The 26,087-nt window shown below is 61.3% G+C and carries 22 protein-coding genes, 3 tRNA genes and 1 rRNA gene; 9 read left to right on the forward strand and 17 right to left on the reverse strand.

Annotated elements, in window-relative coordinates:
* The 5 genes from EKH49_RS15840 to EKH49_RS15860 all read right to left on the reverse strand — a co-directional run.
* Positions 1-81: ribosomal RNA gene (locus tag EKH49_RS15840) — 16S ribosomal RNA — on the reverse strand; the annotation flags it as partial.
* Positions 82-641: 560 nt separating this feature from the next.
* On the reverse strand, positions 642-1,589 hold the full coding sequence (gene rlmB, locus EKH49_RS15845) for a 23S rRNA (guanosine(2251)-2'-O)-methyltransferase RlmB (RefSeq protein ID WP_128471618.1): 948 nt from the start codon (positions 1,587-1,589) through the stop codon (positions 642-644).
* 51 nt (positions 1,590-1,640) lie between these two features.
* Positions 1,641-3,092 carry a cysteine--tRNA ligase gene (cysS, locus tag EKH49_RS15850; protein WP_128471619.1) on the reverse strand — a complete coding sequence of 484 codons (1,452 nt, stop codon included), beginning with the start codon at positions 3,090-3,092 and terminating at the stop codon, positions 1,641-1,643.
* A gap of 87 nt (positions 3,093-3,179) precedes the next feature.
* Entirely contained in the window at positions 3,180-4,448 is a 1,269-nt protein-coding gene (gene ispD / locus EKH49_RS15855; protein WP_128471620.1) for a 2-C-methyl-D-erythritol 4-phosphate cytidylyltransferase, read from the reverse strand.
* A gap of 77 nt (positions 4,449-4,525) precedes the next feature.
* Entirely contained in the window at positions 4,526-5,011 is a 486-nt protein-coding gene (locus tag EKH49_RS15860) for a CarD family transcriptional regulator (protein ID WP_038993823.1), read from the reverse strand.
* Between the two features lie 354 nt (positions 5,012-5,365).
* Here EKH49_RS15860 and EKH49_RS15865 point away from each other — a divergent pair, with 354 nt between their 5' ends.
* Positions 5,366-5,905, forward strand: a complete 540-nt coding sequence (locus EKH49_RS15865; RefSeq protein WP_128471621.1) for a hypothetical protein — start codon at positions 5,366-5,368, stop codon at positions 5,903-5,905.
* Between the two features lie 80 nt (positions 5,906-5,985).
* On the opposite strand, the gene EKH49_RS15870 is transcribed toward EKH49_RS15865, so the two are convergent.
* A complete protein-coding gene (locus EKH49_RS15870) occupies positions 5,986-6,666 on the reverse strand; it encodes a response regulator transcription factor (RefSeq protein ID WP_038993821.1) in 681 nt (226 codons plus the stop codon).
* Complete coding sequence (locus EKH49_RS15875; RefSeq protein ID WP_038993820.1) at positions 6,663-7,877, reverse strand: sensor histidine kinase; 1,215 nt, start codon at positions 7,875-7,877, stop codon at positions 6,663-6,665. Before EKH49_RS15875 ends, EKH49_RS15870 begins: the two co-directional genes overlap by 4 nt.
* Before the next feature lie 228 nt (positions 7,878-8,105).
* Here EKH49_RS15875 and phoU point away from each other — a divergent pair, with 228 nt between their 5' ends.
* The gene (gene phoU / locus EKH49_RS15880; protein WP_038993819.1) at positions 8,106-8,759 is read left to right on the forward strand and encodes a phosphate signaling complex protein PhoU; all 654 of its coding nucleotides are present in this window, start codon (positions 8,106-8,108) and stop codon (positions 8,757-8,759) included.
* Positions 8,760-9,040: 281 nt separating this feature from the next.
* Here the strand turns inward: phoU and EKH49_RS15885 are convergent, their stop codons facing one another.
* The 4 genes from EKH49_RS15885 to EKH49_RS15900 form a co-directional block, all read right to left on the reverse strand.
* Positions 9,041-9,343: a DUF4193 domain-containing protein gene (locus EKH49_RS15885; protein WP_022877094.1), complete on the reverse strand. Its 303-nt coding sequence runs from the start codon at positions 9,341-9,343 to the stop codon at positions 9,041-9,043.
* 197 nt (positions 9,344-9,540) lie between these two features.
* Positions 9,541-10,287: a phosphoglyceromutase gene (locus tag EKH49_RS15890; protein ID WP_128471622.1), complete on the reverse strand. Its 747-nt coding sequence runs from the start codon at positions 10,285-10,287 to the stop codon at positions 9,541-9,543.
* Between the two features lie 130 nt (positions 10,288-10,417).
* Positions 10,418-10,735, reverse strand: a complete 318-nt coding sequence (locus EKH49_RS15895) for a DUF2516 family protein (RefSeq protein WP_128471623.1) — start codon at positions 10,733-10,735, stop codon at positions 10,418-10,420.
* A gap of 69 nt (positions 10,736-10,804) precedes the next feature.
* Positions 10,805-11,962: a trans-sulfuration enzyme family protein gene (locus EKH49_RS15900; RefSeq protein ID WP_128471624.1), complete on the reverse strand. Its 1,158-nt coding sequence runs from the start codon at positions 11,960-11,962 to the stop codon at positions 10,805-10,807.
* 147 nt (positions 11,963-12,109) lie between these two features.
* On the opposite strand from EKH49_RS15900, the gene tmk reads away from it, so the two are divergent.
* From tmk to EKH49_RS15920, 4 genes are all read left to right on the forward strand, one after another.
* Positions 12,110-12,763, forward strand: coding sequence for a dTMP kinase (gene tmk / locus EKH49_RS15905; RefSeq protein WP_128471625.1), 654 nt, complete (start codon positions 12,110-12,112; stop codon positions 12,761-12,763).
* Positions 12,760-13,914 (forward strand): DNA polymerase III subunit delta', encoded by a 1,155-nt coding sequence (locus EKH49_RS15910; RefSeq protein ID WP_128471626.1) that lies wholly within the window; start codon positions 12,760-12,762, stop codon positions 13,912-13,914. Before tmk ends, EKH49_RS15910 begins: the two co-directional genes overlap by 4 nt.
* A 23-nt stretch (positions 13,915-13,937) precedes the next feature.
* Positions 13,938-15,473, forward strand: a complete 1,536-nt coding sequence (locus EKH49_RS15915) for an alpha/beta hydrolase (protein ID WP_236641206.1) — start codon at positions 13,938-13,940, stop codon at positions 15,471-15,473.
* An 82-nt stretch (positions 15,474-15,555) separates the two neighbouring features.
* Positions 15,556-15,630 (forward strand) — tRNA-Thr (locus tag EKH49_RS15920).
* A gap of 199 nt (positions 15,631-15,829) precedes the next feature.
* Here EKH49_RS15920 and EKH49_RS15925 read toward each other — a convergent pair.
* From EKH49_RS15925 to EKH49_RS15945, 5 genes are all read right to left on the reverse strand, one after another.
* A complete protein-coding gene (locus EKH49_RS15925) occupies positions 15,830-16,672 on the reverse strand; it encodes an aldo/keto reductase (RefSeq protein ID WP_128471627.1) in 843 nt (280 codons plus the stop codon).
* 68 nt (positions 16,673-16,740) lie between these two features.
* Positions 16,741-17,190: a hypothetical protein gene (locus tag EKH49_RS15930; RefSeq protein WP_128471628.1), complete on the reverse strand. Its 450-nt coding sequence runs from the start codon at positions 17,188-17,190 to the stop codon at positions 16,741-16,743.
* A gap of 153 nt (positions 17,191-17,343) precedes the next feature.
* Positions 17,344-17,535, reverse strand: a complete 192-nt coding sequence (locus tag EKH49_RS15935) for a YbdD/YjiX family protein (protein WP_128471629.1) — start codon at positions 17,533-17,535, stop codon at positions 17,344-17,346.
* Between the two features lie 2 nt (positions 17,536-17,537).
* Complete coding sequence (locus tag EKH49_RS15940; protein WP_236641207.1) at positions 17,538-19,772, reverse strand: carbon starvation CstA family protein; 2,235 nt, start codon at positions 19,770-19,772, stop codon at positions 17,538-17,540.
* A 111-nt stretch (positions 19,773-19,883) separates the two neighbouring features.
* A complete protein-coding gene (locus tag EKH49_RS15945; protein WP_128471634.1) occupies positions 19,884-20,861 on the reverse strand; it encodes an NAD(P)H-quinone oxidoreductase in 978 nt (325 codons plus the stop codon).
* Positions 20,862-20,923: 62 nt separating this feature from the next.
* On the opposite strand from EKH49_RS15945, the gene EKH49_RS15950 reads away from it, so the two are divergent.
* Positions 20,924-21,011 (forward strand) — tRNA-Ser (locus EKH49_RS15950).
* 48 nt (positions 21,012-21,059) lie between these two features.
* On the opposite strand, the gene EKH49_RS15955 is transcribed toward EKH49_RS15950, so the two are convergent.
* Positions 21,060-23,075, reverse strand: a complete 2,016-nt coding sequence (locus EKH49_RS15955) for an FAD/NAD(P)-binding protein (RefSeq protein WP_128471631.1) — start codon at positions 23,073-23,075, stop codon at positions 21,060-21,062.
* 56 nt (positions 23,076-23,131) lie between these two features.
* Between EKH49_RS15955 and EKH49_RS15960 the strand changes: the two genes are divergently transcribed.
* Together EKH49_RS15960 and EKH49_RS15965 are read left to right on the forward strand one after the other, a co-directional pair.
* The gene (locus EKH49_RS15960; protein WP_128471632.1) at positions 23,132-25,219 is read left to right on the forward strand and encodes a prolyl oligopeptidase family serine peptidase; all 2,088 of its coding nucleotides are present in this window, start codon (positions 23,132-23,134) and stop codon (positions 25,217-25,219) included.
* A 63-nt stretch (positions 25,220-25,282) separates the two neighbouring features.
* Positions 25,283-25,374: transfer RNA gene (locus EKH49_RS15965), tRNA-Ser, on the forward strand.
* The last annotated feature ends 713 nt before the right edge of the window (positions 25,375-26,087 follow it).

The raw sequence follows: 26,087 nt of genomic DNA on the forward strand, positions 1-26,087 counted from the left end.
AGCTGGGCTTCATCGTTCGACTTGCATGTGTTAAGCACGCCGCCAGCGTTCATCCTGAGCCAGGATCAAACTCTCCATAAAAAAATAAAAAGCCACCAGCAACCCCTTGGAAAAGAAGGGCGAAGCCGATGAAGTCCTGGCGAATAATAAAACACTCAAGAACACTGCACGGGGGTGCAATGCCTCAAGCAAATGTTATGTATTCACCAAATAAAAATATTCGGTATCAACAAACTTGGCACACTATTGAGTTCTCAAACAACAAACACTCTCGACACCACACCAGCCACCCTTGATGGCCACTGCTTCGCTCCGGAGCAACTTTTCCAGCTTACCACCGCGTTGATCATTGTCAACTCGGCGTTTCACGCTGGTTCACCCCGCTGTTTCCGACTCGCCTTTTCAGGCCGTCTGGATCAGCGGCGCGAGATAAAACTTTACACGCATCCCACCACGAAGCAAAATCGGCCAGTTTCCGGAAACTGCCGTCCAGAACGCCCGAAATCATGCGGATTCTGCGCGCTCCAAGATGAATAACGGCTGAAAACAACGGAAATTTGTTGTTATGAAGCGGATCACCTTAACGACAGTGGACCATAACTTGCCTTGGCAAGTTATGGTCCACTTATGGTGCTTGGAAGCTACTTCGCCTTCTCGGCACGCAAACGCGATACCTCGTAGAGCGAGATGCCGACAGCCATCGAAGCGTTCAGCGATTCCATTGCAGAGTCGATTGGAATCGAAACGATGGCGTCGCAGTTTTCGCGAACCAGCCGGGACAGGCCCTTGCCCTCGGAACCAACCACGATGCACAGCGGGCCGGTTGCCAATTCGAAGTTCGGCAGCTGCATATCGCCACCGGCGTCGAGGCCGATCACGAAGATGCCGGCAGCCTTGATTTCCTTCAGCGCGCTGGTCAGGTTGCTGCACTTGGCAACAGGTACGCGGACCGCTGCACCGGCGCTGGTCTTCCATGCCGAGGCGGTCATGCCGACGCTGCGGCGTTCTGGAATGATCACGCCGTCTGCGCCGAAGGCCGATGCCGAACGGACAATCGCGCCCAGGTTACGCGGGTCGGTGATGCCATCCAGTGCCAGGAACAGCGGCTGGGTCTTGGTGTAGCCCTTGTCGAAGTCCTTGATGGTCTTGGTAGCCAGCTGGACTGCGTCCTTGTACTCGTATGGCGGGATCTGCAGGGCCAGGCCCTGGTGGATCGCGTCATCGGTCATGCGGTCCAGCTCAGGCTTGGATGCTTCCATCAGCGGGATGCCCAGCTCGGCAGCCAGCTTCAGGGATTCGCGGACGCGGTCATCGACGTCGATGCGGATGGCAACATGCAGCGCCTTGGCAGGGATGCCGGCGCGCAGCGCCTCGACGACGGAGTTGCGTCCGGTGACGAATTCGGCGTTGACCTTGATGCGTTCGGTGCGGCGGCCGGTGCTGCGTTTGGCAGCCGAGCGCTCGGCAAGCTGCTTGGCACGGTACGCCTTGTGGTACGGGCGGTCCTCCGCTTTGGGGGTCGGGCCCTTGCCCTCGAGGGATCGACGTCCCTTGCCACCACTACCCTTGGTTGGGCCCTTTTTGCTCATTGGTAATTGTCCTTTGGTTTTTGAGTTCGTTGGCGTCGCGTTGATTCGCGACTAGTTGTCTAGAGTCCAGCGGGCGCCATCGGCCGAATCCACCACGGTAATCCCGGCGGATGCCAGCGCATCGCGGATCGCATCGGAGCGTGCCCAGTCCTTGGCTGTCCGCGCTTCGGCACGTTCGGCCAGCTGCGCCTGGATCAGCTGGTCCAGGGCCTCGTGCTCTGCGGAAGAATCAGACCCTTCATTGCTGCCGGCATCATCCAGGCCCAGCACCTGGGTCATGGCCAGGACCTGGCCCAGGGCCTTGGCGGCGGCAGCGTCGTCACGCTGGTCCAGGGAAGCATTGCCCAGCCGCACGGTTTCATGCAGTGCGGCCAGCGCCATGGGAACGTTCAGGTCATCATCCATCGCGGTGCCGAAGGCTTCCGGCACTGCGGTGGCGGCGATGGCCTCGGCGGCCGCACCCAGGCGGTAGCGCGCATTGGAGATGAAAGTGTCGACGCGATCCACCGCTGCCCCGGCCTCGGTCAGCGAGTCCGGACGGTAGTCGAGCATCGAACGGTAGTGCGCCTGGCCCAGGAAGTAGCGCACCACTCGGGCATCGGCCAGTGCGAGCATTTCTTCCGGAGAGATGGTGTTGCCGATGGACTTGGACATCTTCTCACCCTCGTAGGTGACCAAGCCGTTGTGCATCCAGTAGTTGGCGAAGCCGTGGCCTGCCGCATTGGACTGGGCCATCTCGTTCTCGTGGTGCGGGAAGCGCAGATCCAGTCCGCCGCCGTGGATGTCGAATGCGCTGCCCAGGTACTTGCCGGCCATCGCCGAGCACTCGAGGTGCCAGCCTGGGCGGCCGCGTCCCCAGGGGCTCGGCCAGGAAGCGGTCAGCGGATCGGTGTCCTTGTGCCCCTTCCAGAGCGCGAAGTCGCGCGGGTCCCTCTTGCCGCGCGGATCCGAATCCGGGGCGTCCTGCATGTCGTCGACCTTCTGGCGGGTCAACGCGCCGTACTGCTCGTAGGAGCGCACGTCGAAGTAGACATCTCCGGAGCCGTCGGCTGCCGGATAGGCGTGGCCGCGATCGATGAGCTGCTCAATCAGCTCATGCATTTCGGTGATGTGCCCGGTCGCGCGCGGCTCATAGGTCGGCCGGCGCACGCCCAGCGTCTCGTAGGCCATCGAGAATTCCTGCTCGAAGCGGTACGCCAGTGCGAACCATTCTTCGCGCGGCTTGTAATGGGCATCGGCTTCGAAATCCGCGGCGAAGGAGTTCGCCGACTTCTCCAGGATCTTGTCATCGATGTCGGTGACGTTGCGGACCGTGGTGACGGCGAAGCCGCGGTATTCGAGCCAGCGCACCAGGATGTCGAAGACAATGGCACTGCGCACATGGCCCACGTGCGGCATGCCCTGCACGGTGGCGCCGCAGTAGTACAGCTTGACTTCGCCTTCCGCCAGTGGCTGGAAGTCGCGTACGGATGCTGTTTTGGTGTCATAGAATCGCAGGCTCACGCCTTTAAGGTTATCCGATGGATGCACGCTTTGTGCTTCACTTGTGACGATCTCGATGCGCGATGCCCCGCGGCAGCGCCGACGGGCCTAATGCGAAACCGGATAGACCAGTGCGGTGGCATAGGCGGTCACGCCCTTGCCCTCCCCCTCGTACCCCAGCCCGTCGCTGGTAGTCGCAATGACGCTGACTGGGGCGCCGATCGCCTCGCTGAGCACCGCGTTGGCCTCCTCGCGGCGCGCGGCGAAGCGCGGGCGGCGGCCAACGAACTGCACCGAGACGTTGCCGATCTCGAATCCTGCCTCGCGCACCAGGCGTGCCGCTTCTGCAATCAGGCTCACACCGCTGGCCCCGGCGAATTCCGGGCGGTCCACCCCGAAGTGCGTGCCCAGATCGCCAATGCCCGCTGCGGAGAATAGCGCATCGCAGGCAGCGTGCGCTACCGCGTCGCCATCGGAGTGGCCGGACAGCCCGATGTCCCCCGGGAAGTGCAGTCCTGCCAGCCACATTTCGCGGGCCGGGTCGTCGCTGACCGCGTGGACATCGATGCCGTTGCCGACTCGTGGCAGGATCATGGCTTCTTCCTTTGCACTGGGGTTGCTGGCCGGGCGGCTTGCCGCGAGCTTGCCGGCGGCGTCGAGGTCTTCGGGGTAGGTGACCTTCAGTGCTTGCTGAGATCCGGGCAGCACCTGGACTTCGGCGCCGAAAGCCCGCACGATCGACGCGTCATCGGTGACAAGCTCCAGTTCGGCTTCGGTGCAGGAATCCAGCCGGGCGTGCGCCGCGCGCAGCAGTGCCGCGTCAAAGCCCTGCGGGGTCTGTACCGCGCGCAGGGTGGAACGCGCCGGGGTTTCCTTGATGATCTCGTGCTCGCCGGAGGCATCGGTCTGGACCACGCAGATGGTGTCGGTGACGTCCAATGTCGGGATCACCGCGTTGCACTGCTCATCTGCCAGTGCGCGAAGAAGCCGCTCGATCAGCTCGGCCGGGGCGAAAGCGCGGGCTGCGTCATGGACCAGGATATTCGCTGCCTCGGAACTGGCAACGGCTAGTCCTGCGCGAACCGATGCGGCGCGGCTTGCGCCACCGGGCACGGTGCGGACCCGTTCCCCGTACTGGGCCATGGCCGCGGCCAGTCGCTCGTCCTTCGGCGGGGTCACCACAATGATTTCGGTGATCTGCTCAACCCCGAGGATCCGGTCCACTGCATGTTCTGCCAGGGACTTCCCTGCCACCTGAACCATCGCCTTGGGAATTCCTGCGCCGAGGCGGGTTCCCATTCCGGCGGCCACGAGGATCAGGCTTGAATTTTGCGCTTCGCTTTGCTTCACAGCGCCCAGCTTATCGTGCCGCGTCATCCTGATTCGGATGCTTTAACGCCAAAAGCCGTGAAACGCTTGGGAGCGTTTCACGGCGATGCGTTACCGGAACTGGGTTAGGCCGAAGCCAGAACCTCGTCCAAGAGGCCTTCCGCCTTGGCCTCGTCCAGATCCTTGGCCAAGGCCAATTCACTGATCAATACCTGACGAGCCTTGGCCAGCATGCGCTTTTCGCCTGCCGACAGACCACGGTCGTTTTCTCGGCGCCACAGGTCGCGAACTACTTCTGCAACCTTGATGACATCGCCGGAAGCGAGCTTCTCGACATTTGCCTTGTAGCGGCGCGACCAGTTGGTCGGCTCTTCGGTAAATTCAGCACGAAGGACGTCGAACACATGGTCCAAGCCTTCCTGACCTACCACGTCACGTACGCCAACAAGATCAACGTTCTCGGCTGGAACCTCGATGGTCAGGTCGCCCTGAGCCACCTTGAGCTTGAGATACATTTTCTCTTCGCCCTTGATCTTGCGCATCTTGATCTCTTCGATCATTGCGGCACCGTGGTGCGGGTAGACAACAGTCTCGCCAACCTCAAAAACCATGTGGATAAACCCCTTTCCCACGTCCTAGTCTACCATGTTTGCTATTCATGGCCTCGCGACTGTGCCCCATATAACCGCGAATTCATGCGGAATTGCCTCTTCCACTTGCAAGAAAAACATGCTATGAAGAAGGTAGGGCAGTCGATTGCACACCACCCCCTTTCCTAGCAACGGTTGTCTACAACTTGTCGAAAAGCGTGTGTTGCACGTCGCTAAATCGCGTCTTTGCGTGAAAAACAGCTAGGCTTAGAGGTAATCGTGGTCCTTTTCGCGGCTGCCCCTGCCCCAGGTGCAGCCGATTCAACCGGCCACGAACCCGAAGCAACTCATTATTCTCACCGAGGAGTTAGTGTCGTGATCACCGCACGCATGACCGCTGGACGTCGCATCGCCGCGTCCCTCGCTGTGGCTGCCCTGGCATTCGGTGTCACCAGCTGTGGCGCCATCAACGAGCAGGCCACCAACATGGACTACGCCGCCAGCGATGGCATCAACGTCGATGTCGCAGACGCCAAGGTTCGCAACCTGATGTTCGTCACCAACAGCGACGACACTGAAGCCCGCCTGATCGGCTCCGTAGTCAACGCCGGCGATTCCGCGCTGACCCTGTCGGTCAAGGCCGAGAACACTGCACCTGTCTCCATCCAGGTTCCTGCCGATGGCACTATCAAGCTTGAAGATGACAAGAACGAGCAGATCATCAAGAACTTGGGCATCCCTGCTGGCGAGCACGCACCTTCGGTCTTCACCGTCGCCGGCGAGAACGTGGAATTCAGCGTTCCAGTAGTCGATGGCACCCTTGCCGAATACCGCGACTTCGTCCCGGGCGGTGCCGATGAGTCGGTCACCGAGCACCTGACCCCGGAAGAGACCCACTCGACTTCGGGCCACTAAGCTCCGCAAGCCGAAACAGCAGCCCCGGACAGAATCAGTGATTCTGTCCGGGGCTGCTGCCGTATCCGGGCTATTTGGCCCTAGACCACGAACTTGTAGCCCAGTCCGCGCACGGTCACCAGGCGTTCGGGGACTGCCGGGTCGACCTCGATCTTGGAACGCAGGCGCTTGACGTGCACATCCAAGGTCTTGGTGTCGCCCACATAGTCGCTGCCCCAGACGCGGTCGATCAGCTGCCCGCGGGTGAGCACGCGTCCGGCATTGCGCAGCAGCATTTCCAGCAGCTCGAATTCCTTCAGCGGCATGGACACCTCGGTGTTGTCGACCGAAACCACATGGCGTTCCACGTCCATGCGCACCGGACCGGCGGTGACCACGTTGCTGATCAGCTCCTCGCCCTCGCCCTGGCGGCGCAGCACGGCACGGATGCGGGCCAGCAATTCGCGGGAGGAATACGGCTTGGTGACGTAGTCGTCGGCTCCGAGTTCCAGGCCCACCACCTTGTCGATCTCCGAGTCCTTCGCCGTGAGCATGATGACCGGGACCTGGCTGTTCAGGCGGATCTGGCGGATCACCTCGGTGCCCGGCTGGCCCGGAAGCATCAGGTCCAGCAGCACCAGGTCCGCGCCATGGCGTTCGAACTCGGTGACTGCCTTCAGGCCGTCGTCGGCGATCCGCACTTCGAAGCCTTCGCGTTCCAGCAGGAAGGACAACGGGTCGGAGAGCGACTCCTCGTCCTCAACGATCAATATGCGGGTCATCGGCGTCCTCCTTCACGATCGGACGCACTCGCCTCGATCGTTCGTTCCTTCATCGTCTGGCCGGCAAGCGCATTGCTGGTCGCCGGTTCTTCGTCCGCTAGGGGAAGTCTTAGGGTAAATGTTGATCCGTGGCCGGGCTGCGACCACAGCGACACTTCGCCGCCGTGGTTGGCCAGCACGTGCTTGACGATGCTCAGCCCCAGCCCGGTGCCGCCGGTCTGCCGCGAGCGTGCGGAGTCCACGCGGTAGAAGCGCTCGAACACGCGCTCCTGCTCCTCGGGCGAGATGCCCGGTCCCTGGTCGGTCACCGAAATCTGGGCGTAGCCATCGCGCTGGCGGATCCCGACGCCGACCGTGGTGTGCTCCGGCGAATAGCGGATGGCATTGTCGATCAGGTTGCGGATGGCGGTCATCAGCAGGTCCGCGTCGCCCAGGATCGGCTCTTCGAGATGGCCGCCCACAGTAATGGTGATGCCCTTTTCCTCGGCAATCAGGTGGCTGCGGTCCACGGCTTCTGCCACGACGCTGTCGATATTCACTTCCTGGCCCTGCACGATCGCATCGGATGCCTGCAGCCGGGAGAGTTCGATGATGTCCTGCACCAGGGCCGCCAGGCGCCTCGATTCCTTGTCCATCCGGGTGGAGAAGCGGCGTACCGCCTTCGGGTCGTCGGCGGCTTCGGTGATGGCTTCGGCCAGCAGGCCGATGGCGCCGACCGGGGTCTTCAGCTCGTGGGAAACGTTGGCCACGAAATCGTTGCGCATCGCTTCGGTTCGGGTGATTTCGGTGCGGTCGTCGGCGAGCAGGAGGATGTATTCGTCTCCCAGCGGAGCGACGCGCACGTGGACAATCAGCTGCCCGGCGCCAAGCGTGGAGCGCTGCAGCTCGTACTGGCTTTCGGCGATCACGCCATCGGCGCGCACCTGGCGCACCAGCGAGAGCAGCTCGTTGTGGACCAGCGTGTGCCCGCGCACCAGTCCGTAGGCATAGGAGGCAGGGTTGGCCCGGACCACTCCGTCAACGTCATCGAGGATCACGAAGGCTCGCCCGATAACCGACAGGACGGCGGCCGCCCCCTCGGGGAGCACTGGCTCGTCGACTTGCGGCAGCTTCGAAGAGCGGGCTTGGGAGAGCCGGAAGGCGATGACGCCAACGATCCCCAGAGCCAGGCCGAGGACGCCAGCTATAAGAGTCGAGATCACTTCGTTCACATCTTTAGACTAGCTTCACCTGTAGGCGGCTCCAGCCCTAAATGACGTGTTTTAGTCGATTTCGGCGCGCTGTTCACCAAACGTTCACTTTTCGTGGCATATTCGTTAATCACCCGCTGACAAGCTGGAGTAAGACCCTCCACCATGCCACAAAACTGTCTCGTGGCGGGTGGCTGCCACGGCAGTCCACCATCCGGCATGGATACCGAACACTCGAAAGGAACTGCTGTGCGTAAGGTATTTCAGGCAGACCTGCAGCAAATTGGCGAAGAACTCATTGAGATGGCCAACCAGGTAGCAACCGCAATGGACCGCGCTTGGGAATCGCTAGCCAACGTGGACGTCGATCTGGCACAGGAAGTCATTGCGGCTGACGCGAAGATCGACTTCCTGCAGAACCAGCTCGACGAACGGGCCATAGACACCTTGGCCCTGCAGGGGCCGGTAGCCAGCGACCTGCGCATGATTGTCGGTTCGCTGCGCATGAGCGCTTCGCTGGAGCGCATGGGCGATTTGGCCCGCCATCTGGCGCAGCTGACTCGTCTGCGTTTCCCCAACCCGGCGATCCCGGCCAAGATTTCCGACACCTTTGCCCAGATGGCAAAGATCGATATCGACATCGCCAAGGCCGTCGCGCGCCTGCTGGACACCCGCGATTTGAAGATCGCCACCGAAATCATCGAACTGAACCACGAACTGGATCGTTTGCACTCCAGCGTCTTCACCCAGGTCGCTGCCGAGGACTGGGACGCCAACGCTCCAACCACCGTGGATGTGTCGCTGACCAGCCGCTACCTCGAGCGCTTCGGCGATCACGGCGTGTCCGTGGCCCGCAAGGTCACCTACCTGGTGACCGGCGAATGGGATCCAACCGAAATCTAGCTTCTCGGAGCATCGGCGCGATTCCATAGCCATGGCGCCTGCCATCCGGTACCACCGGATGGCAGGCGCCATTTTTGTTCTTCAATTTTCTTTGAACGCAGACCGGGGCATCCGGCTGGGCGCTTCGGAGAGCACGCTGTGCGTCCTAGTTGGGCCCCGATGAGGATGCTGGCCCTGCCAAGGATTCCAGCTCGTTAAATGGGTAGAGGGCGGCCCACCGCTCGGTGGGCTGCCCTCTGCCGGTTTTCGGCGCACGAATGGCGCCAGCGTCTAGCGGGTTTCTAGCCTTCGCACTCGACGCAGAAGCCTACGTTGCCTTCTTCGCGCACCAGCTGCGAACGGTGGCGAATCAAGAAGCACGAGCCGCAAATGAACTCGTCGTCTTTCTGCGGAATGACCGTAACGGTCAATTCCTCGTTGGAGAGATCCGCGCCTGGCAGATCCATGCCATCGGTGTGATCGGCCTCGTCGAGCTCGCGCACCACCGACTTGGCATCCGGTGCGTTAGCGGACTTCACCGCATCCAGAGAAGCCTTGCGTGCCTCAGCAACGTCTGGGCGGACTTCATCGTAATCAGTTGCCACGAATTGCATTCCTAACGTGAGCCATTGAGCCTATTCGAAATAGGAGATTACAGCATACTAATGCCAAAAATACAATCGTGCGCAGTTGTTTCGCTCACAGCCGGATGCCTGGCATTGTCCCGGCGTTAATAAGCAGACGGCGGCTTCGCGATGACCGGCCTTGGGCCGGTGATCGCGAAGCCGCCGAAAAGCGTGTCCTACTTGCGACCTTGGTTGGCGACGGCCTTGATGGCGTCGGCCGCGGCCTCTGGATCCAGGTAGGTTCCACCCTTGGTGATTGGCTGGAAGTTGTCATCCAGTTCATAGACCAGCGGGATGCCGGTCGGGATGTTCAGGCCGGCAATGTCTTCATCGCTGATGCCATCCAGATGCTTGACCAGCGCACGCAGGGAGTTGCCGTGGGCAGTGACCATGACGGTCTTGCCTGCCGACAGGTCGGCCTTGATGTTGTTCTCCCAGTACGGAAGCATGCGCTCCAGCACGTCCTTGAGGCACTCGGTGCGTGGGGCGGAGTCGCCCAGTTCCGCGTAGCGCTCGTCATTGATCTGGCTGAATTCCGAGGAATCGTCGAGTGCTGGTGGCGGAGTATCGTAGCTGCGGCGCCATTCCATGAACTGCTCTTCGCCGAACTCGGCCAAGGTCTGTGCCTTGTCCTTGCCCTGCAGCGCACCGTAGTGGCGTTCGTTCAGGCGCCAGTCGCGGTTCACCGGGATCCAGGAGCGACCGGCGGATTCCAGAGCCAGGTTCGCGGTGACAATCGCGCGGGTCAGCAGCGAGGTGTGCAGCACCTCCGGCTTGTAGCCTGCTTCGGCCAGCAGCTGGCCGCCGCGGGCTGCTTCAGCACGGCCCTTCTCGGTCAGCGAGACGTCGTACCAACCGGTGAACAGGTTCTTTTCGTTCCATTCGCTCTGTCCGTGGCGAAGCAAAATCAAAGTATGGCTCATGGAATCTATCCTAACCAATGCGCAAGCCCATTCGCGCGAAAGTTAAGGCCCGCGGTTAAAGTGCGAAGACCTGCGCTCCGCCATCAAGCGGGTGCAGGTCTTCGTGAAAACTTGGGTGCTTTGGCGCCGCCTAGTAGTTGTACCAGCCGCCGCCCTTGCCGCTCACGGCAGGCTTGACGTCCGCCAGGTACACGCAGGCGATGCAGGCGCCGATCAGCTGCAGGAAGCCGATTCCGCCCTGGCTGAGCATGCCAAGCAGGGCCACAGCCGTGCTGGCAACGGTCAGGCCGAGCCAGAAGCCCTTGGTGCGCTTGCCTTCCTGGGCGAAGCGATCCGCGCCATGGCGCAGGCAATCAACCAGCGCCCAGACGGCGAGCGCCACGATGACAACGCTCAGGGCGATCATCATGTAGTACTCGATCAGTCGGGCCAAGTGCATCATGTTCATGCTTTCACTCTACCTTTGCGACGCATTTGATGGGTGGTGTGCCACGCGCGGACATCGGCTCCTGCGGCATCAGAGCCGGTCCAGGGCCTGCTTCAGATCTGCCCAGAGGTCTTCGGCTTCTTCGATGCCTACCGACAGGCGGATCAGGCTGGCAGGGACGCTGGCCGGTTCGGAAGCGTGGCGCGCCCGCCGCTCGGCCAGAGACTCCACACCTCCCAGCGAGGTGGCGCCGGTGATGAGCTTGAAGGCATCCAGCACCCGGTCGGCTTCTTCGGCAGAGCTGCCCGCTTCGAAGGCGATCACCGAGCCGAACCCGCCCATGAGTTCTGCGGCACGGGCGTGGCCCGGGTCATCAGGCAGTCCCGGGTAGCGTACTGCCTGCACCTTGGGGTGGGCGGCAAGGCGTTCGGCCAGCAGCTGGCTGTTGGACTGCGAGCGCTCAAGGCGCACTGCCATGGTGCGCACCCCGCGCAGGGCGAGGAAGGTATCCATCGGCCCGGCGATCGCGCCATGCAAGGTCCGGTATCCGTGCAGGCGGCTGTGGAGCTGCTCGTCGCTGGTGACCAGCGCGCCCATGATCACATCCGAGTGGCCCGAGAGGTACTTGGTCACCGAGTGCACGACAAGGTCGGCGCCGTGGACCAGCGGCTGCTGCAGCAGCGGGGTGGCAAAAGTGTTATCCACGATGCTCAGCACATTCTGCGTCTTCGCGGCAGCCAGCAGGGCCGGCAGGTCTGCAACTTCCAGCATCGGGTTGGTCGGCGATTCCACCCAGAGCGCGTCAGCCCCATCCAACGCGGCAAGCACTTCGCCGGTGTTGGCGATGTCCACCGGGCGGATGCTCAGCCGGCCAGCTTCTTGCAGTTCCGCGCTCAGCGCCAGCGAACCGTTATAGGAATGCTTCGGCATTACCAGCACGCCGGCCTCTGGAACGAGGCTCAATGCCGCGGCAATAGCCGCCATGCCGGAGGAGAAGACCAGGGCCGGCAGGGTTGCCGCTTCGAGCTGGCCAAGCATTTCCTCGAAGGGATCCCAGGTGGGGTTAGAGAACCGCGCATAGACGCGTTCGCCGGGCGCCGCCTGCCCCTTGGAATGGTATGTGGAGGTGAAGGTGACCGGGTGGTTGACTGGAACGTCGTAGCCATGAGCCGGACGCCCACCGGCAACGAGCAATGTCTTCGGGTCCCAGGCCGGGTTGGAGCCTTGTTCTGCGGTGCGGGGGTTCATGGAAAAAACTCTACGCTTGTTCCGGCACCGCCGGCCGGTGGATTTCACTACATTTCATGTGACTGATCCACCACACTTGGCGCATTTCCAATGCCCAACCAGCCGTCGCAGCACGCATCTTTAAAAGTCCTTGGATAGGCTAGTGGGGTGAGTAGAGAATCGAGTTCCCCGACCCGTGGCTTGTTCATCGTTTTCGAAGGCGGCGACGGCGCCGGCAAGTCCACGCAGGTCGCGCTGGCCAAGCAGTGGCTGGAATCCCGTGGAGCCAAGGTCACCACGACCCGCGAACCAGGTGGAACCCAGATCAGCGAAGAGCTGCGTTCCCTGGTGCTTGACCACGGCCACGGCGACATCGATGCGCGTACCGAGGCGCTGATCTACTCGGCTGCGCGTGCCGCCCATGTCCAGCAGGTCATCTCCCCCGCGCTGGAGGCCGGAACCCACATCATCTGCGACCGGTTCGTCGATTCCTCGCTGGCCTACCAGGGCATGGGCCGTGCGCTGGGATTCGATGCCGTCGCATCGATCAACGACTTCGCAACCGGCGGGTTGAAGCCGGATGCCACCATCATTCTCGACATCTCCGCCGAGCAGGGACGGGCCCGGCGCATTGCGGCCAGCGGCGGGGTGGAGCAGTCTGATCGCCTGGAATCCGAGCCGGATGATTTCCATGAACGCATCCGCCATGCCTTCCTCGATTTGGCCTCCCGTGATCCGCAGCGCTACCTGGTCCTCGACGCCACCGCCAGCGTGGAGCAGCTGCACCAGTCGGTTGTGCAGCATCTGGCAGGCCTGCTGTGACCCGGCCGGTCTTCGCGGACCTCGCCGGGCAGGAACGCGTCATTGACACGTTGACCGCCGAGGTTGATCGCGGCAACCCCACCCATGCCTGGCTGGTAACCGGTCCGCCGGGTTCTGGCCGCACCACCGCGGCACGCGCTTTCGCGGCGGCATTGCAGTGCACCCAGACTCCGGCCGGCTGCGGCGAGTGCTCCAATTGCAAAATGGTGATGAATTCGGAGCACCCTGATGTGTCCTTCGTTTCCACCGACAAGTTCGAGTACCAGATCGCCGATGTCCGCCACCTGATTACCCGTGCGCAGGAAAGCGCTGGCACCGGCCGCTGGCGCATCATCATCATCGAAGATGCAGACCGCATGTCCGAGCGCAGCACCAACGTGCTGCTCAAGGCCATCGAAGAGCCTCCTGCCAAGATGATCTGGATCCTCAGTGCCCCGTCCCCTGCCGATGTGCTGGTGACCATCCGGTCGCGTTGCCGCGCGGTAAACCTCTCCGTGCCTTCCACCCAGGACGTTGCAGATCTGCTGGTGCGCCGCGATGGGCTGGAACCGGAACAGGCGCTGTTCGCCGCCCGGGTTTCGCAGTCCCATATTGGCGTGGCCCGCTTGCTGGCCCGTGACGAGCAGGCACGCATCCAGCGCGAGAAAGTCGTTACGCTGCCGCTGCGCACCACGACCTTGCCGCAGGCGATGGCGGCGGCCGCAGAAATCTCCAAGCTGGCCAGCGAGCGTGCCGAAAACATCACCGGCACCGACCTGCAGAACAAGATTGCCCAGCTGCGCCATGCCAACGGCTTGGGCCCGGAAGAGACCATCCCGCCTGGATTGCGCGGGCAGTTCAAGGCGCTGGAGGATGATGCCAAGCGATTTGCCCGGCGTGCTGCCTTCGATGCCCTGGACCGGACGCTGACGGATCTGACCACGTTCTTCCGGGATGTCTTGAGCATCCAGCTGAAAACCGGTAGCGAGCTGATCAATGAGCACCTGCGCGAGAAGCTGGAGCGGTTCGCTGCGGAACAGTCCAGCGAGAAGTCCTTGGCCCAGCTTGATGCCATCAATGAAACCCGTGGCCGCCTGGCCGCCAACGTCAACCAGCTCATGGCGCTGGAAGCGCTCATGACCCGTCTGCTGCCACAGCCCGGACGCCGCTAACCCATCCCAAGGAGACACGAACAGTGCCTGCACGCTCACCGATGAAGCGCTTGGCCGCAGTAGGGACTGCCATGGCTTTGGGCCTGGCAGGCTGCTCTTCCCCCACAGCGGATTCGCCATCCAGCGCATCGAATGCCCCGAAGCCCGCGCCGAACACCAGTGCGCCTGAAGGATTGGAATCCTTCTATACCCAAAGACTCGACTGGGAAAAGTGCGGCAGCGTCATCGAATGCGCCACCATCCAGGTTCCGATGGATTACGACAATCCCGAAGGGGAGAGCATCGAGCTGGCCCTGAACCGCCGCGCCGTGGACGGGGCGACGCGCAATATCCTGGTCAACCCCGGTGGCCCCGGCGGATCTGGACTGGACATGGTGTCCTCCACCGTGCCGAGCATGTTCAGCAATGACCTGCAGCGGGCCTACAACGTCATCGGCTTCGACCCGCGAGGGGTGGGCGAAAGCTCCCCGATCACGTGCCAAAGCGCTGCCGAAACCGATAAGGGGCGCCAGGAAAACCTGCGGGCGTGGGTTCCCGAGGACCAGCACGAGATCATCGAGAGCGCCGAGGACTACGCGGCTGACTGCGCGTCCAATACCGGCGAGCTGCTGGATCATGTCGATACCGAATCGGCAGCCAGGGACATGGACGTGATCCGTGCTGTGCTCGGTGATGCGCAGCTGGACTACCTCGGTGTCTCCTACGGAACATTCCTAGGCACCACCTATGCTGATCTGTTCCCGCAGAATGTGGGGCGTTTCGTGCTGGATGGAGCCATGGACCCTTCGTTGCCAGCTGCCGAAGTGACCTTGGCCCAGGCTGTGGGGTTCGAGAAGGAAATCGACGCTTGGCTCGCCAGCTGCCTTGAAAGCGGCAATTGCCCGTTCACCGGAACCGTTGAAGAGGCCAAGGTGCAGCTGCAGCAGTTCTTTGCACAGGTGGAGAACGAGCCGATGACCGCCAGCGATGGGCGCGTCGTTCCGATCATCGATTTCGTCAACGGCTTCATTTTGCCGCTCTACGATGATGCCAGCTGGTCCTATTTGACCGACGCCATGAACGCCGCGGTCAACGACGGGAATGCAGACATCATCCTCAGCCTGGCGGATCTCTCGGCAGACCGCCAGAGCGACGGCACCTATGCATCGAATTCGAGCGACGCCTACGTAGCCATTGATTGCCTGGATCGTCCAACGGACAGCAGCCAAGAAGCCATGCAGGCCGAAGCGACCGAGCTGATGCGTGCGGCCCCGACCTTGGGCAAGTATCTGGCCTACAGCGGCATCGCCTGCGAGGCCCTGGACTTCGAATCCACTGGCAAGCCGGAGGTGCTCGACGCGGAAGGCTCGAATGAGATCCTCGTCATTGGCACCGTCGGTGATCCAGCCACCCCCTATAAGTGGTCCGAGGCCCTTGCCAAGCAGCTGGACAACGCCACCCTGCTGACCTATGAAGGCCATGGCCACACCGCCTATGGGCGTTCCAACGAGTGCATTACCAAGGCGGTAGATGAGTACCTGATCGCAGGCAAAGTCCCCGAAGCCGGCACCCGCTGCTGATTGGGCCTGATGATGTCATCGCCGTTTTGACGTTCAGACAATTCCTCGGATAAAGTGACGTGGTGCTTGTTTGCAGGCACAGGCCTCCTTAGCTCAGGGGTAGAGCAGCTCCCTCGTAAAGAGCAGGTCGCCGGTTCAAATCCGGCAGGGGGCTCCATGTGAAGAAAACCCCGGAATCGCGAGCAACTCGTGATTCCGGGGTTTTCGCTATCTTCAGCAGATCTTTTCAACTGGGCCCAGTCTTTGCACCCCACTGACTTCATGCAAATCCCATATATGCCCCAACGGCAACTTGGGATATGCGAACAGGCCCCGGTTCCAGATGAAACCAAGGGCCCGTTGTCGGGGTCGGTGTTCTACTCGAAGTCGGCGGTAGCCGGGTCAGCCGAGATGCGGCCTTCCGCGCCGCGATCCAGGGTAGCGATGGCTGCCAGATCTTCTTCGTCCAGCTTCACATTCAATGATTCGAAGTTCTCGACGATGCGCGATTCGGTGGTCGACTTCGGGATGACCACATTGCCTACGGCCAGATGCCAGGCGATGACTACCTGCGCCGCCGATGCGCCATGCTTCTTGGCGATGTCCGCCAGCACTGGGTCGCTCAGCAGTTCACCGCCATGGCCCAGCGGAGACCACGACTCATGCAGGATGCCGTGCTCGGCTTCGTAGGCGCGCAGCTCGGTCTGGGGGAAGTACGGGTGGGTTTCAACCTGGTTGATGACCGGGCGGACTCCGGTTTCGGTGTAGAGCTCTTCAAGTGCTTCCTTGGTGAAGTTGCAAACGCCAATGGACTTGGCCTTGCCGTCCTTCTGCAACTGGATCAGCGCCTTCCAGGTGTCCACGTAGGTGCCGCGCTTCGGCTGCAGCCAGTGGATCAGGTACAGATCGACGTACTCCACGCCAAGGCGCTGAAGCGAAGCATCCGCTGCGGCCATGGTCTTCTCATAACCCTGGTCCGAGTTCCAGACCTTGGTGGTGATGAACAGTTCTTCGCGCGGCACGCTGCTGGCGGCAACTGCACGGCCGACTCCAGCTTCGTTTCCGTAGATGCGCGCGGTGTCGATGTGGCGGTAGCCAGCGTCGATTGCCTTGCCAACGACCACTTCCGCGTCGGCGTCGGCGACCTTCCAGACGCCGTAGCCAAGCTGGTCGATGGTGTTTCCGTCAAGGAACTTAAGTTCAGGAATTGTTTGGGTCATGCAACCAATTTAGTTCACCCATGCGTCCTGCACGGCGGAAAACCACGCCAGCGATCGGGAAAGCCCAATTATTCGCTGGAAGCGAGCATTTGCGCGGCCCGGCTGACGTCTTCTTCCACCAGCTTGGCCCGATGGCGCACCGCCTCGATGTCGATCGGCTGGCCGGCTTCCGCCTGCATCCGCATCATCGCGATCACCTGTGCGGTCGTCGCCAAATCGTTGGCCGCCTTGGTCAGCGAACGGTGCACCGCCGAGGTCAGCTGCGGGATCGTGTCGTCGTTGCTCGGGGTAATCCGCTGCGCCGCGCAGCATAGCTGGCGCACGGTCGGCAGCAGCACTGCCGTCTCGTTGGCTTCCTTGACCAGCTGGTTGTACACCTGGTCATCGGTGATGCCTTCAACCACCTGGAAGACCCGGTCCAATGACCGCTGGAAACGGTCATGTGCGCGACGCCAGACGCCCTCGCCAAGTTCGCGAGTAGCAGCACGCTCAGCGCGCAGTCGTGAAAAGAACGCCATTACACTTCTCTGCCGGTGGTTTCCGATGGATTACTGGTTCTAGCCTACCGGGATCACCGCAGTGTTCCCGGCAACGCAGTCGACATAAAACGAAACCGGCCGCAAGTCCCATCCGCTGTCGCGGATGGCCCCCACGGCCGGTTCCAGTCGGGTTCAGCAGCAACGTCCCTCGGGGTTCTTTTCCTGCCAGTCGGTGTAGTCCTTCCAGAACTCACGCTCGGTCATCGGCTTGGTGCCGGGATGATTGCGTTCGTGGTGTTCCAGATAGTGCTGGTACTTGTCGGCACCGAGCACTCCGTCGACAAACTTCTTGGCTTGCCCCAGGCGTTCCAAAAGCGTCGCCATGGCTAGTGGCCGCCGCGCTGGACTTGGGCTTCGGCAGGGACCTGCTTCCAGGCCTTTTCAAGCTCCTTTTCAGCAGGCGACGAGATCAAGCCGGCAGGTGCGTACATCTTCGATGGCACGGCCGGACCCTCGGTGCTGGTGCCGCCGCCGTTGTGCTTGGCCTTGATGGTTGCGACGACAGCCGATACCAGCACGATTGCGGTCAGCAGCAGGAAAACCACGGACAGCCAGCCCTGGACACCGGTGTTGCGCACCACTGCCTCCATTGCTTCCACGCTGCCCGCCGAGCCGAGGGAAGTCTCGCCATTGGCCAATGCTTCCTTGTAGGCGTTGTGGTTCGCGAAGTAGCCGACCTTGGTGTCTGTGGAGAAGATCTTCTGCCAGCTGGCCACGAAGGTGATCACCACGGTGAAGGCCAGCGGCAGGGCGACAACCCACAGGTACTTGAAGTTGTTCTGCTTGGCGATGATGGTCATCACCACTGCGAGCGCGATCGCTGCCAGCAGCTGGTTGGCGATGCCGAACAGCGGGAAGAAGGTGTTGATGCCGCCCAGCGGATCGGTTACGCCGAGGATCAGGATGTAGCCCCAGCCGGCGACCATGATCAACGTGCACAGCCACACGCCCGGACGCCACGAGGTGTCCTTGAACTTCGGGATGAAGTTGCCGATGGTGTCCTGCAACATGAAGCGTGCAACACGGGTACCGGCGTCAACCGCGGTCAGGATGAACAGCGCTTCGAACATGATCGCGAAGTGGTACCAGAAGCCCATCATCGCGGTGCCGCCGAACCACTGGTGCATGATGTGCGCAATGCCCACAGCCAGGGTCGGCGCGCCACCGGTACGCGAGACCACCGAGTTCTCGCCGACGTTATTAGCCAGTTCGGTCAGCTGGTTCGGATCCAGGCTGACGCCGGCCAATCCCAGCGAGTTCACGAATACCGCGGCGGTTTCAACCGTGCCGCCGGTGGCTGCAGCCGAGGAGTTCATCGCGAAGTAGATGCCGCGGTCGATGGAGATCGCTGCAACCAGCGCCATGATGGCCACCATGGATTCCATCAGCATGCCGCCGTAGCCCAGGAAACGGGTCTGCTTTTCCTTCTCGACCAGCTTCGGGGTGGTGCCCGAGGAGATCAGCGCGTGGAAGCCGGAGAGCGCGCCGCAGGCGATGGTCACGAACAAGAACGGGAAGATATGCCCGGCAACGACCGGGCCATCAGCCCGTCCGGCGAACTCGGAGAAGGCAGGAACATCGATTTCCGGGCGAACGACGATGATCGCCACGGCCAGCAGGGCGATGACGCCGATCTTCATGAAGGTCGACAGGTAGTCGCGCGGAGCGAGCAGCAGCCAGACCGGAAGCACCGCGGCGATGATGCCGTAGATGATGATCGCCCAGGCGATGGTGGTGCGCTCGAGGTGGAAGAACTCGGCACCCCACGCGGATTCGGCAATCCAGCGGCCGGAGATGATCGCGAACATCAGCAGCACGAAGCCGATGACGGAGATTTCCAGGACCTTGCCCGGGCGGATGAACCGCAGGTAGATGCCCATGAACAAGGCGATGGGAATAGTCAGGCCCACCGAGTAGACGCCCCAAGCGGACTCGCCCAGCGCATTGACGACCACCAGCGCCAAGATGGCGGTAATGATGATCATGATGGTCAGGGTGGCGATCAAAGCGGCGGTGCCGCCGATCAAGCCCAGTTCCTCGCGAGCCATCTGGCCCAGCGAGCGTCCACCGCGGCGCATGGAGAAGAACATGACCAGGTAGTCTTGGACCGCACCGGCCAGCACCACGCCCACGATGATCCAGATGGTTCCGGGCAGGTAGCCCATCTGGGCTGCGAGGATCGGGCCAACCAGCGGACCGGCGCCGGCGATGGCCGCGAAGTGGTGGCCGAAGAGGACCCGGCGGTCGGTGGGTACGAAGTCGCGGCCGTTATTGACCGATTCTGCCGGGGTAGCGCGGAAATCATCCGGCTTGGCGATCTTGCGCTCGATGAACTTCGAATAGAAGCGGTAGGCGATCAGGTAGGTCGCGACAGCGGCAAACACGAACCAGATGGCATTGATGGTTTCCCCGCGCGAGAAGGCGAGGATCGACCATGCGATGCCGCCGACCAGTGCAATGGCAACCCAGATGCCGATCTTGGCCGGAGTCCAGCGCTTTTCTTCGCGTTCGGCAACCTCAGGATCGACACCCGCTGGTGGCAAGGTATTTTGGGTACTCAATTTGAGCAACCTCCTAGAAACGGTGCAAGTGATGTGAGTGACCAGTGGTTATTAAACAAGTCACGTACTTAATGACTACGCAGTCACCTTACAACCGGTTCGCCCGTTGCATTAAACCTTTATGACAACTTTCCCGGTGTGTTCGCCAGAATCAAAGTATTCATGGGCGGCGGCCAGCTCCGCGAAGTCCATCGTCTTGGTGACGTTCAGGGCCAGTTTTCCCTGTTCCAGCAGCGGCAACACCTTGGTGGTGGTCTGGCGAACGATTTCCGCCTTTTCGCCCAGCGGGCGGGAACGCAAAGTCGTGCCGATGATCCGCGCCCGCTTGTTCATCAGCAGGCCCAAATTCAGTTCCGCCTTGGCACCGCCTAGCAAACCGATGACTACCATGCGCCCGCCGACGGCGAGCGCCTTGACGTTCTCCCCCAGATACTTGGCACCGACAACATCCAGGATCAGGTCAACGCCGCTGCCATCGGTCAATTCCTTGATGCGGGCAGAAAAATCCTCTTCGCGGTAGTTGATCCCTTCATCGGCGCCGAGCGCACGGCAGTAGTCCAATTTTTCTGCCGACGAAGCGGTGACGATGACGCGGGCCCCGGCGGCCTTCGCGAGCTGTATGGCCATGGAACCGATGCCGCCGGCACCGCCATGGATCAATAGCGTCTGCCCCTGGCCCAGTCCGCCTTCGATGAAGAGGTTGGAAACCACGGTGGCAGCGACTTCCGGCAACCCGGCGGCGTCGATGGTCGAGACCGTCCCGGGGATTTCGATGAGCAGCTCGGCCGGAACATTGACGTACTGCGCATACCCGCCGCCAGCGAGCAGGGCTGCAACACGCGTTCCCGGTTTCCATCCGCTGACGCCTTCGCCAACATCCGCGATGGTGCCGGCCACTTCCAGCCCAGGGATGTCGCTGGCCCCGGGAGGTGGCGGATACACGCCCTTGCGCTGCTGCACATCCGCGCGGTTCAGGCCGAACGCCTCGACTTTGACCAGCACTTCTCCCGCCGCAGCGACCGGAATTGGCCGTTGCACCAGCTCGAGGACTTCTGGCCCACCGGCACCGTTGTAGATATAGGCGTTCATAACGTCGTTCATGGCCTTCAATTCCTTTCGAGCGGGGTTCATGCCGTATACTTTTTCGGGTTGGATGGTTGTCCGAGCGGCCGAAGGAGCTGGTCTTGAAAACCAGTAGGCGGCAACCCCGTCTCATGGGTTCAAATCCCATACCATCCGCGTTCTACGGTTTGGCGGGCTGATCTTCGGATCAGCCCGCCAAACTGCTTAATCCTGTTCTGCGCTCAACTTTCCGTTGCCGCTCAGCCCCGCAAGACGCGCCACTTCATTCACCACGTTGGCCGCGTCGTGCAAGGTCCGGGCCGCAGGCCTGCGCAGGTCTCCAGCTTGGGCGGCAATTGCCGTCCCCCACTGCGCAGATGACAATTGCAATCCCAGCACAAACAGCCCACGGTGCGCCAGCCCTTCGCTGTTGACCAGACGGTATGGCTCGCCGACCACGTCGAAACCTGATCCGGGCAGGCTTTCGCCTTCCGCGTTCTTCCACCTGTGCACGCGCGCCACATGATCACCCAGCAGCTGCTTGATCAGCGGCGAGCTATTCTGCAAGACGCGGTTGCTCGGCATCATCGCCTCGCACATGGTTCTCGCAGTATGCACTTCAGCGTCGACCCACGGCGAGGACGCCGTGAACCGCTCCGACACCTCATCGAAGCCGAACTCCGGATCCGGGCCGACGAAGGTGACGATTCCCGCACGCGACAGCGCCAGCAGCTGCTCAATGCGTTCCAGCGGTGGACCGGATGACAACCCTTCGACCAATGGCTCGAAGTGCGCCTGGATTTCCTCGATGCGCGACTGCTCGTCGATCACGCCCGAAGCGATCAATTCCTTGATCAGCATGCGCCCGGCATTCATCGTCATGATCGCGCAGGACAACGGATCGTCAAGTCCGCCGGTGCTGTGCCGGGCATTGTCGACGAGGTAGTCGCGTACGCTCTGCTGGTACTGCTCATCGGAGCTGAACCCGACTTCCTCGAATGGCTTGGCCAGCTTTGGAACGTCGAGCCACTGCAGCTGCGGGAACTGCTCGATGAATTTGCGCAGTTCGCCAAGCCACACCTGGCTTCCTTCATGATGCTCGGCAGATAGAATCGCTTCGAGCCGCTCAACGAACTCGCGCTCGCCAAAGCCATCAGGGGCGCCATGCACGCGGGCACAGCTGCTGTAGTAGGCGAAAAGGATGTCGCGATGCAGTTGTGGCCAAATATGGCGTGAGAACACCAAGGACGCGGCAGGATTGCTCGCCCGGGCTTCAGCGAGGCGTCCAATCAATTCCGGCGCGTCGAAGTAGCGAAGCTCGATTTCATCTGGAATGAACTGGTCCACCACTGGTTTGCCCCAGTACGGGGTTCCTCGCCGCGAAGCCACGATCAGTGCCGGCTCCCGACCTGAGGCAATGTATTCAAGGCGGTGCCCCGGCTCGGTGCTGGACTCGCGGAAGATTCCGCCACGGCCCGCTGTCAGCTCGGCCATGCCGTCGAAGAAATTCAACCCCAACCCGCGGATCAATGCCGGCTGGCCTTCCTTGAAGCGGGAATAGTCGAGGTCTGCAGGGACGTTCGGCGGCATGTAGGTCGTCCCTGCCTGCGCTGCTGCTTCTTCGAGCTGCTTCTGCCACGGGTTCAGCTCAGCCGGCTGGTGGCCCAGGGCCAGCACCACAGCGTCGGCGTCGAGCTGACGGGTTTCAGCACTGTCCAGGGCACTGCTGAAATCGACCTGGTAGGCGTTGCCTACGGGGCGGACAGCGATCACTTCTGCGGCAACATGCTGGATGCTGAAATTCTCGTGGGCGGCGAGAATGGAGGCGCTGCGGTCATAGACATGCTCGAGATACTCGCCGTAGATTGCGCGTGAGGGATAGGTGCCGGGTTCAATCCGCTCGATCAGCTTAGCGTGCTCGTCGGTGAGTTTTCGTCCGTCGCCGCGAAGCTCCACGAACTGGCGAAAGCTCAGCCCCGGTTCATCGCCTTCACGTTCGGGGGCAACCGTCGGAAATGACGACGGGGTGTTCATCAGGAAATTCTGGGACTGCTTAGGGCTCCACACGTGGCCCGAACCCGGAGGGAACGGATCGAAGACCGTCACTTTCAGGACGGTGCCTTGTTCCGGGAGGTTCAACGCCAAATTGGCGAGTCGTTCAACCACGCTGGTGCCGCGCGGGCCTGCCCCAACCAGGACCAGGCTGAACTCGTTCTTTGGTGCTGCTTTCTCGCTGTTCACTTCTCTAGGTTATTACCTTTGGACCACGTCATGGGCCAGACGCATAGACTATGGCCATGACTGAGCATGTTTCTGAGGTTGCAAGCACCGATCCATATTCCTGGCTTGAAGGGATCCACGACGAAACGGCACTCGAATGGGTGCGGAACCAGACCCAGCGCACCGAGTCCGAACTCTACGACGACACGTTCCACGCAAATGTGCAGCGCATCAAGTCGGTTCTCGATGCCCAGGACCGCATTCCGATGGTGACCAAGCGAGGCGAGCACTACTACAACTTCTGGCGCGATTCAGCCCATCGCCTTGGGCTGTGGCGCCGCACCACCTGGGATTCCTACCTCAGCGACAACCCGCAGTGGGAAGTCCTGCTGGATCTTGACCTGCATGCGCGGCAAGAGGGCCACGAATGGCATTTCGCTGGTTCAGCACTGCTGCGGCCCGCCTCCGGTGATGCGTATGAGCGTGCGCTGCTTCGCTTGAGCCCTGATGGCGGCGACCAAGTACGCATTCGCGAATTCGATCTGACGTCCAAGAGCTTTGTTCCCGACGGATTCGACCTTCCTGTTGCGAAGACCCAGGCCTCGTGGATTAACCGCGATACCTTGCTGGTCGGTTCCGCAAGCAGCGAGCAATACACCACCCGTTCGACCTACGCGAACACCTTGCGGCGGCTCAGCCGCGGCATGGAGATTGAAGAAGCCCCAATTCTCTTCGAAGTCGACAAGGAACATGTCGCAGCATTCGGCTACTACGACTCGACTCCCGGATTCGAACGAATCGTCACCACCGACGCCATCGACTTCTACAATTCCACTGCCGGGGTCTTCATCGATGGGGAACACCATCGGATCGATGTACCGACCGATGTGCAGGTGAGCCTCCACCGGCAGTGGGTCCTTTTTGCCCCGCAAACCCCATGGGAACACCAAGGCCAGCAGATCGCTGCCGGTTCATTGGCCATCGCCCGGTTGGACGCATTCCTTGAGTCCGGCAGCATCGAGAAGGTCCTATTCACCCCGGATGCGCACACGGCTCTGGAATCGCTGAGCTTCACCGCCAATTACCTGTTGCTCACCGTCTTGCACGACGTGGCTTCGCAGGTGCGCATCATCGATCTGGCAGACCAGTTCAGCCAGTCCAACATGCCGTTGGAGGATCCAATGCTCAGCGTCTCGGCGGGAGCTGTTGACGATGAAGATCCGGCGCACGGCGATGACTATTGGATGACCATCACCGGCTTCATCACCCCGACGACCCTGTTGCGCGGCACTGTCGGCGCCCAGGCAGAAGTTGTGAAGAAATCACCGGATCGTTTCGATGCCGAAGGTTTTGAAGTCACCCAGCACTTCGCGTCATCCGCGGACGGAACCAGGGTTCCCTATTTCCAGGTCGCGGCAGCTGATCTGGTGCACGACGGGAAGAACCCGGTACTGATGGATGGCTACGGCGGTTTCCAGCACAGCATGACGCCCGGCTACGCACCGGCGATGGGCACCGGGTGGCTATCGCGCCGCACCGATGACGGCCGCAAGCCGGTATACGTCATGACGAACATCCGTGGTGGTGGCGAGTACGGCCCAGCTTGGCATCGTGCGGCGCTTCGTGAAAAGCGCCATCGCGCCTATGAGGATTTCGCCGCCATCGCCCAAGACCTTGTGGCCCGCGGAGTAACCTCCCGAGCGCATTTGGCTGCCACAGGCCGATCCAACGGCGGATTGCTCATGGGCAATATGATCGCCGGCTACCCGCACTTGTTCGGCGCAATCTCCTGCGGCGTTCCGCTTTTGGACATGCAGCGCTATACCCAGTTGGCGGCCGGCCACTCCTGGATTGCCGAGTATGGCGATCCGGAGGTTCCCGGGGACTGGGACTTCCTGCGGACCTTCTCCCCCGTCCATCGGCTCACCGATCAGCCTCATCGAGTCGATGACTATCCGGCCTCATTGATTTGGACCACGACGTCCGATGACCGTGTAGGTCCATCGCAGGCACGCATCATGGCAGCGAAGATGATGGATCTGGGCATTGGCAACGTCAGGTACCACGAGCCGCAGGACGGCGGCCATGCCGGCTCAACGGACAACGAGTCCACCGCGAAAATGCTGGCGACCAGCTACGAATTCCTGTGGCGACAGGTGCGTTAGCTCTCTCGTTTTGGAACACGCACCCATCTTCAGGTAGGCTAGATTCTGCTGGAAACAGCGGATGGACACGTGCCAGAGCGGCCGAATGGACTTCACTGCTAATGAAGGGTCGGGCTAAAACTCGACCGGGGGTTCAAATCCCCCCGTGTCCGCCAAAAAACCCCTAGTCAACTAGGGGTTTTTTCGTTTCCAGGTCAAGAATAAGTCCCGTGGGCCAAACAGTCGGAATACTTCTCCATGCTGTTTTCGTAGCGAACCTCGAGAAATACTCAACACCGCTTGGCCACACCCAATGCAGTGCCAGATGAAGAACAACCGGCGCAGTTCAATTCACCGTCATTCGACATCAACTAAATGCCACACGGAAGCCTATATTGGCCACAAGATTTGCTGTTTAAATTAGTCCAGCCCCCGCTGATGATGCATCAGCAGGGGCCGGGTGCGAGTTTTGCGCCAAGAAACAGAATCCCCATTCTGTTTCTTCAAGAACTTTCGATTCCCCAAAAACGATTGCCCAGCGTGAAACCTAAGCCTAGAATACGTCATTAAACCTTTAACGCCTAGCAATTTTTCAAACTGGGAAAAGTATTTAATTTCTTCGTTCCACTTCTAATTTTGCTCTTCTGGTATTACAGTTGCCATTGGCTTATGCCAATCAAAGAATCACCAGTCAGGCATCGAGTTCGCAGCCCCCAAACGCGACCTCGAAATGGTGAAGCCCGTCAGTCTCCCCCAAAACTGGCGGGTTGCCTGCTTAACCCAGATGTTTCATCACGCCTTACACGGCCACCGAAATCCATTACCGAGTGATTCCCGGTGGCCGTTTCCGGTTGCGCGCACGACCAAGAGCGCCTGAACCACCAGCGCT

Origin of the sequence: Glutamicibacter sp. HZAU, from assembly GCF_004100365.1 — a bacterium.
Lineage (GTDB): Bacteria > Actinomycetota > Actinomycetes > Actinomycetales > Micrococcaceae > Glutamicibacter > Glutamicibacter nicotianae.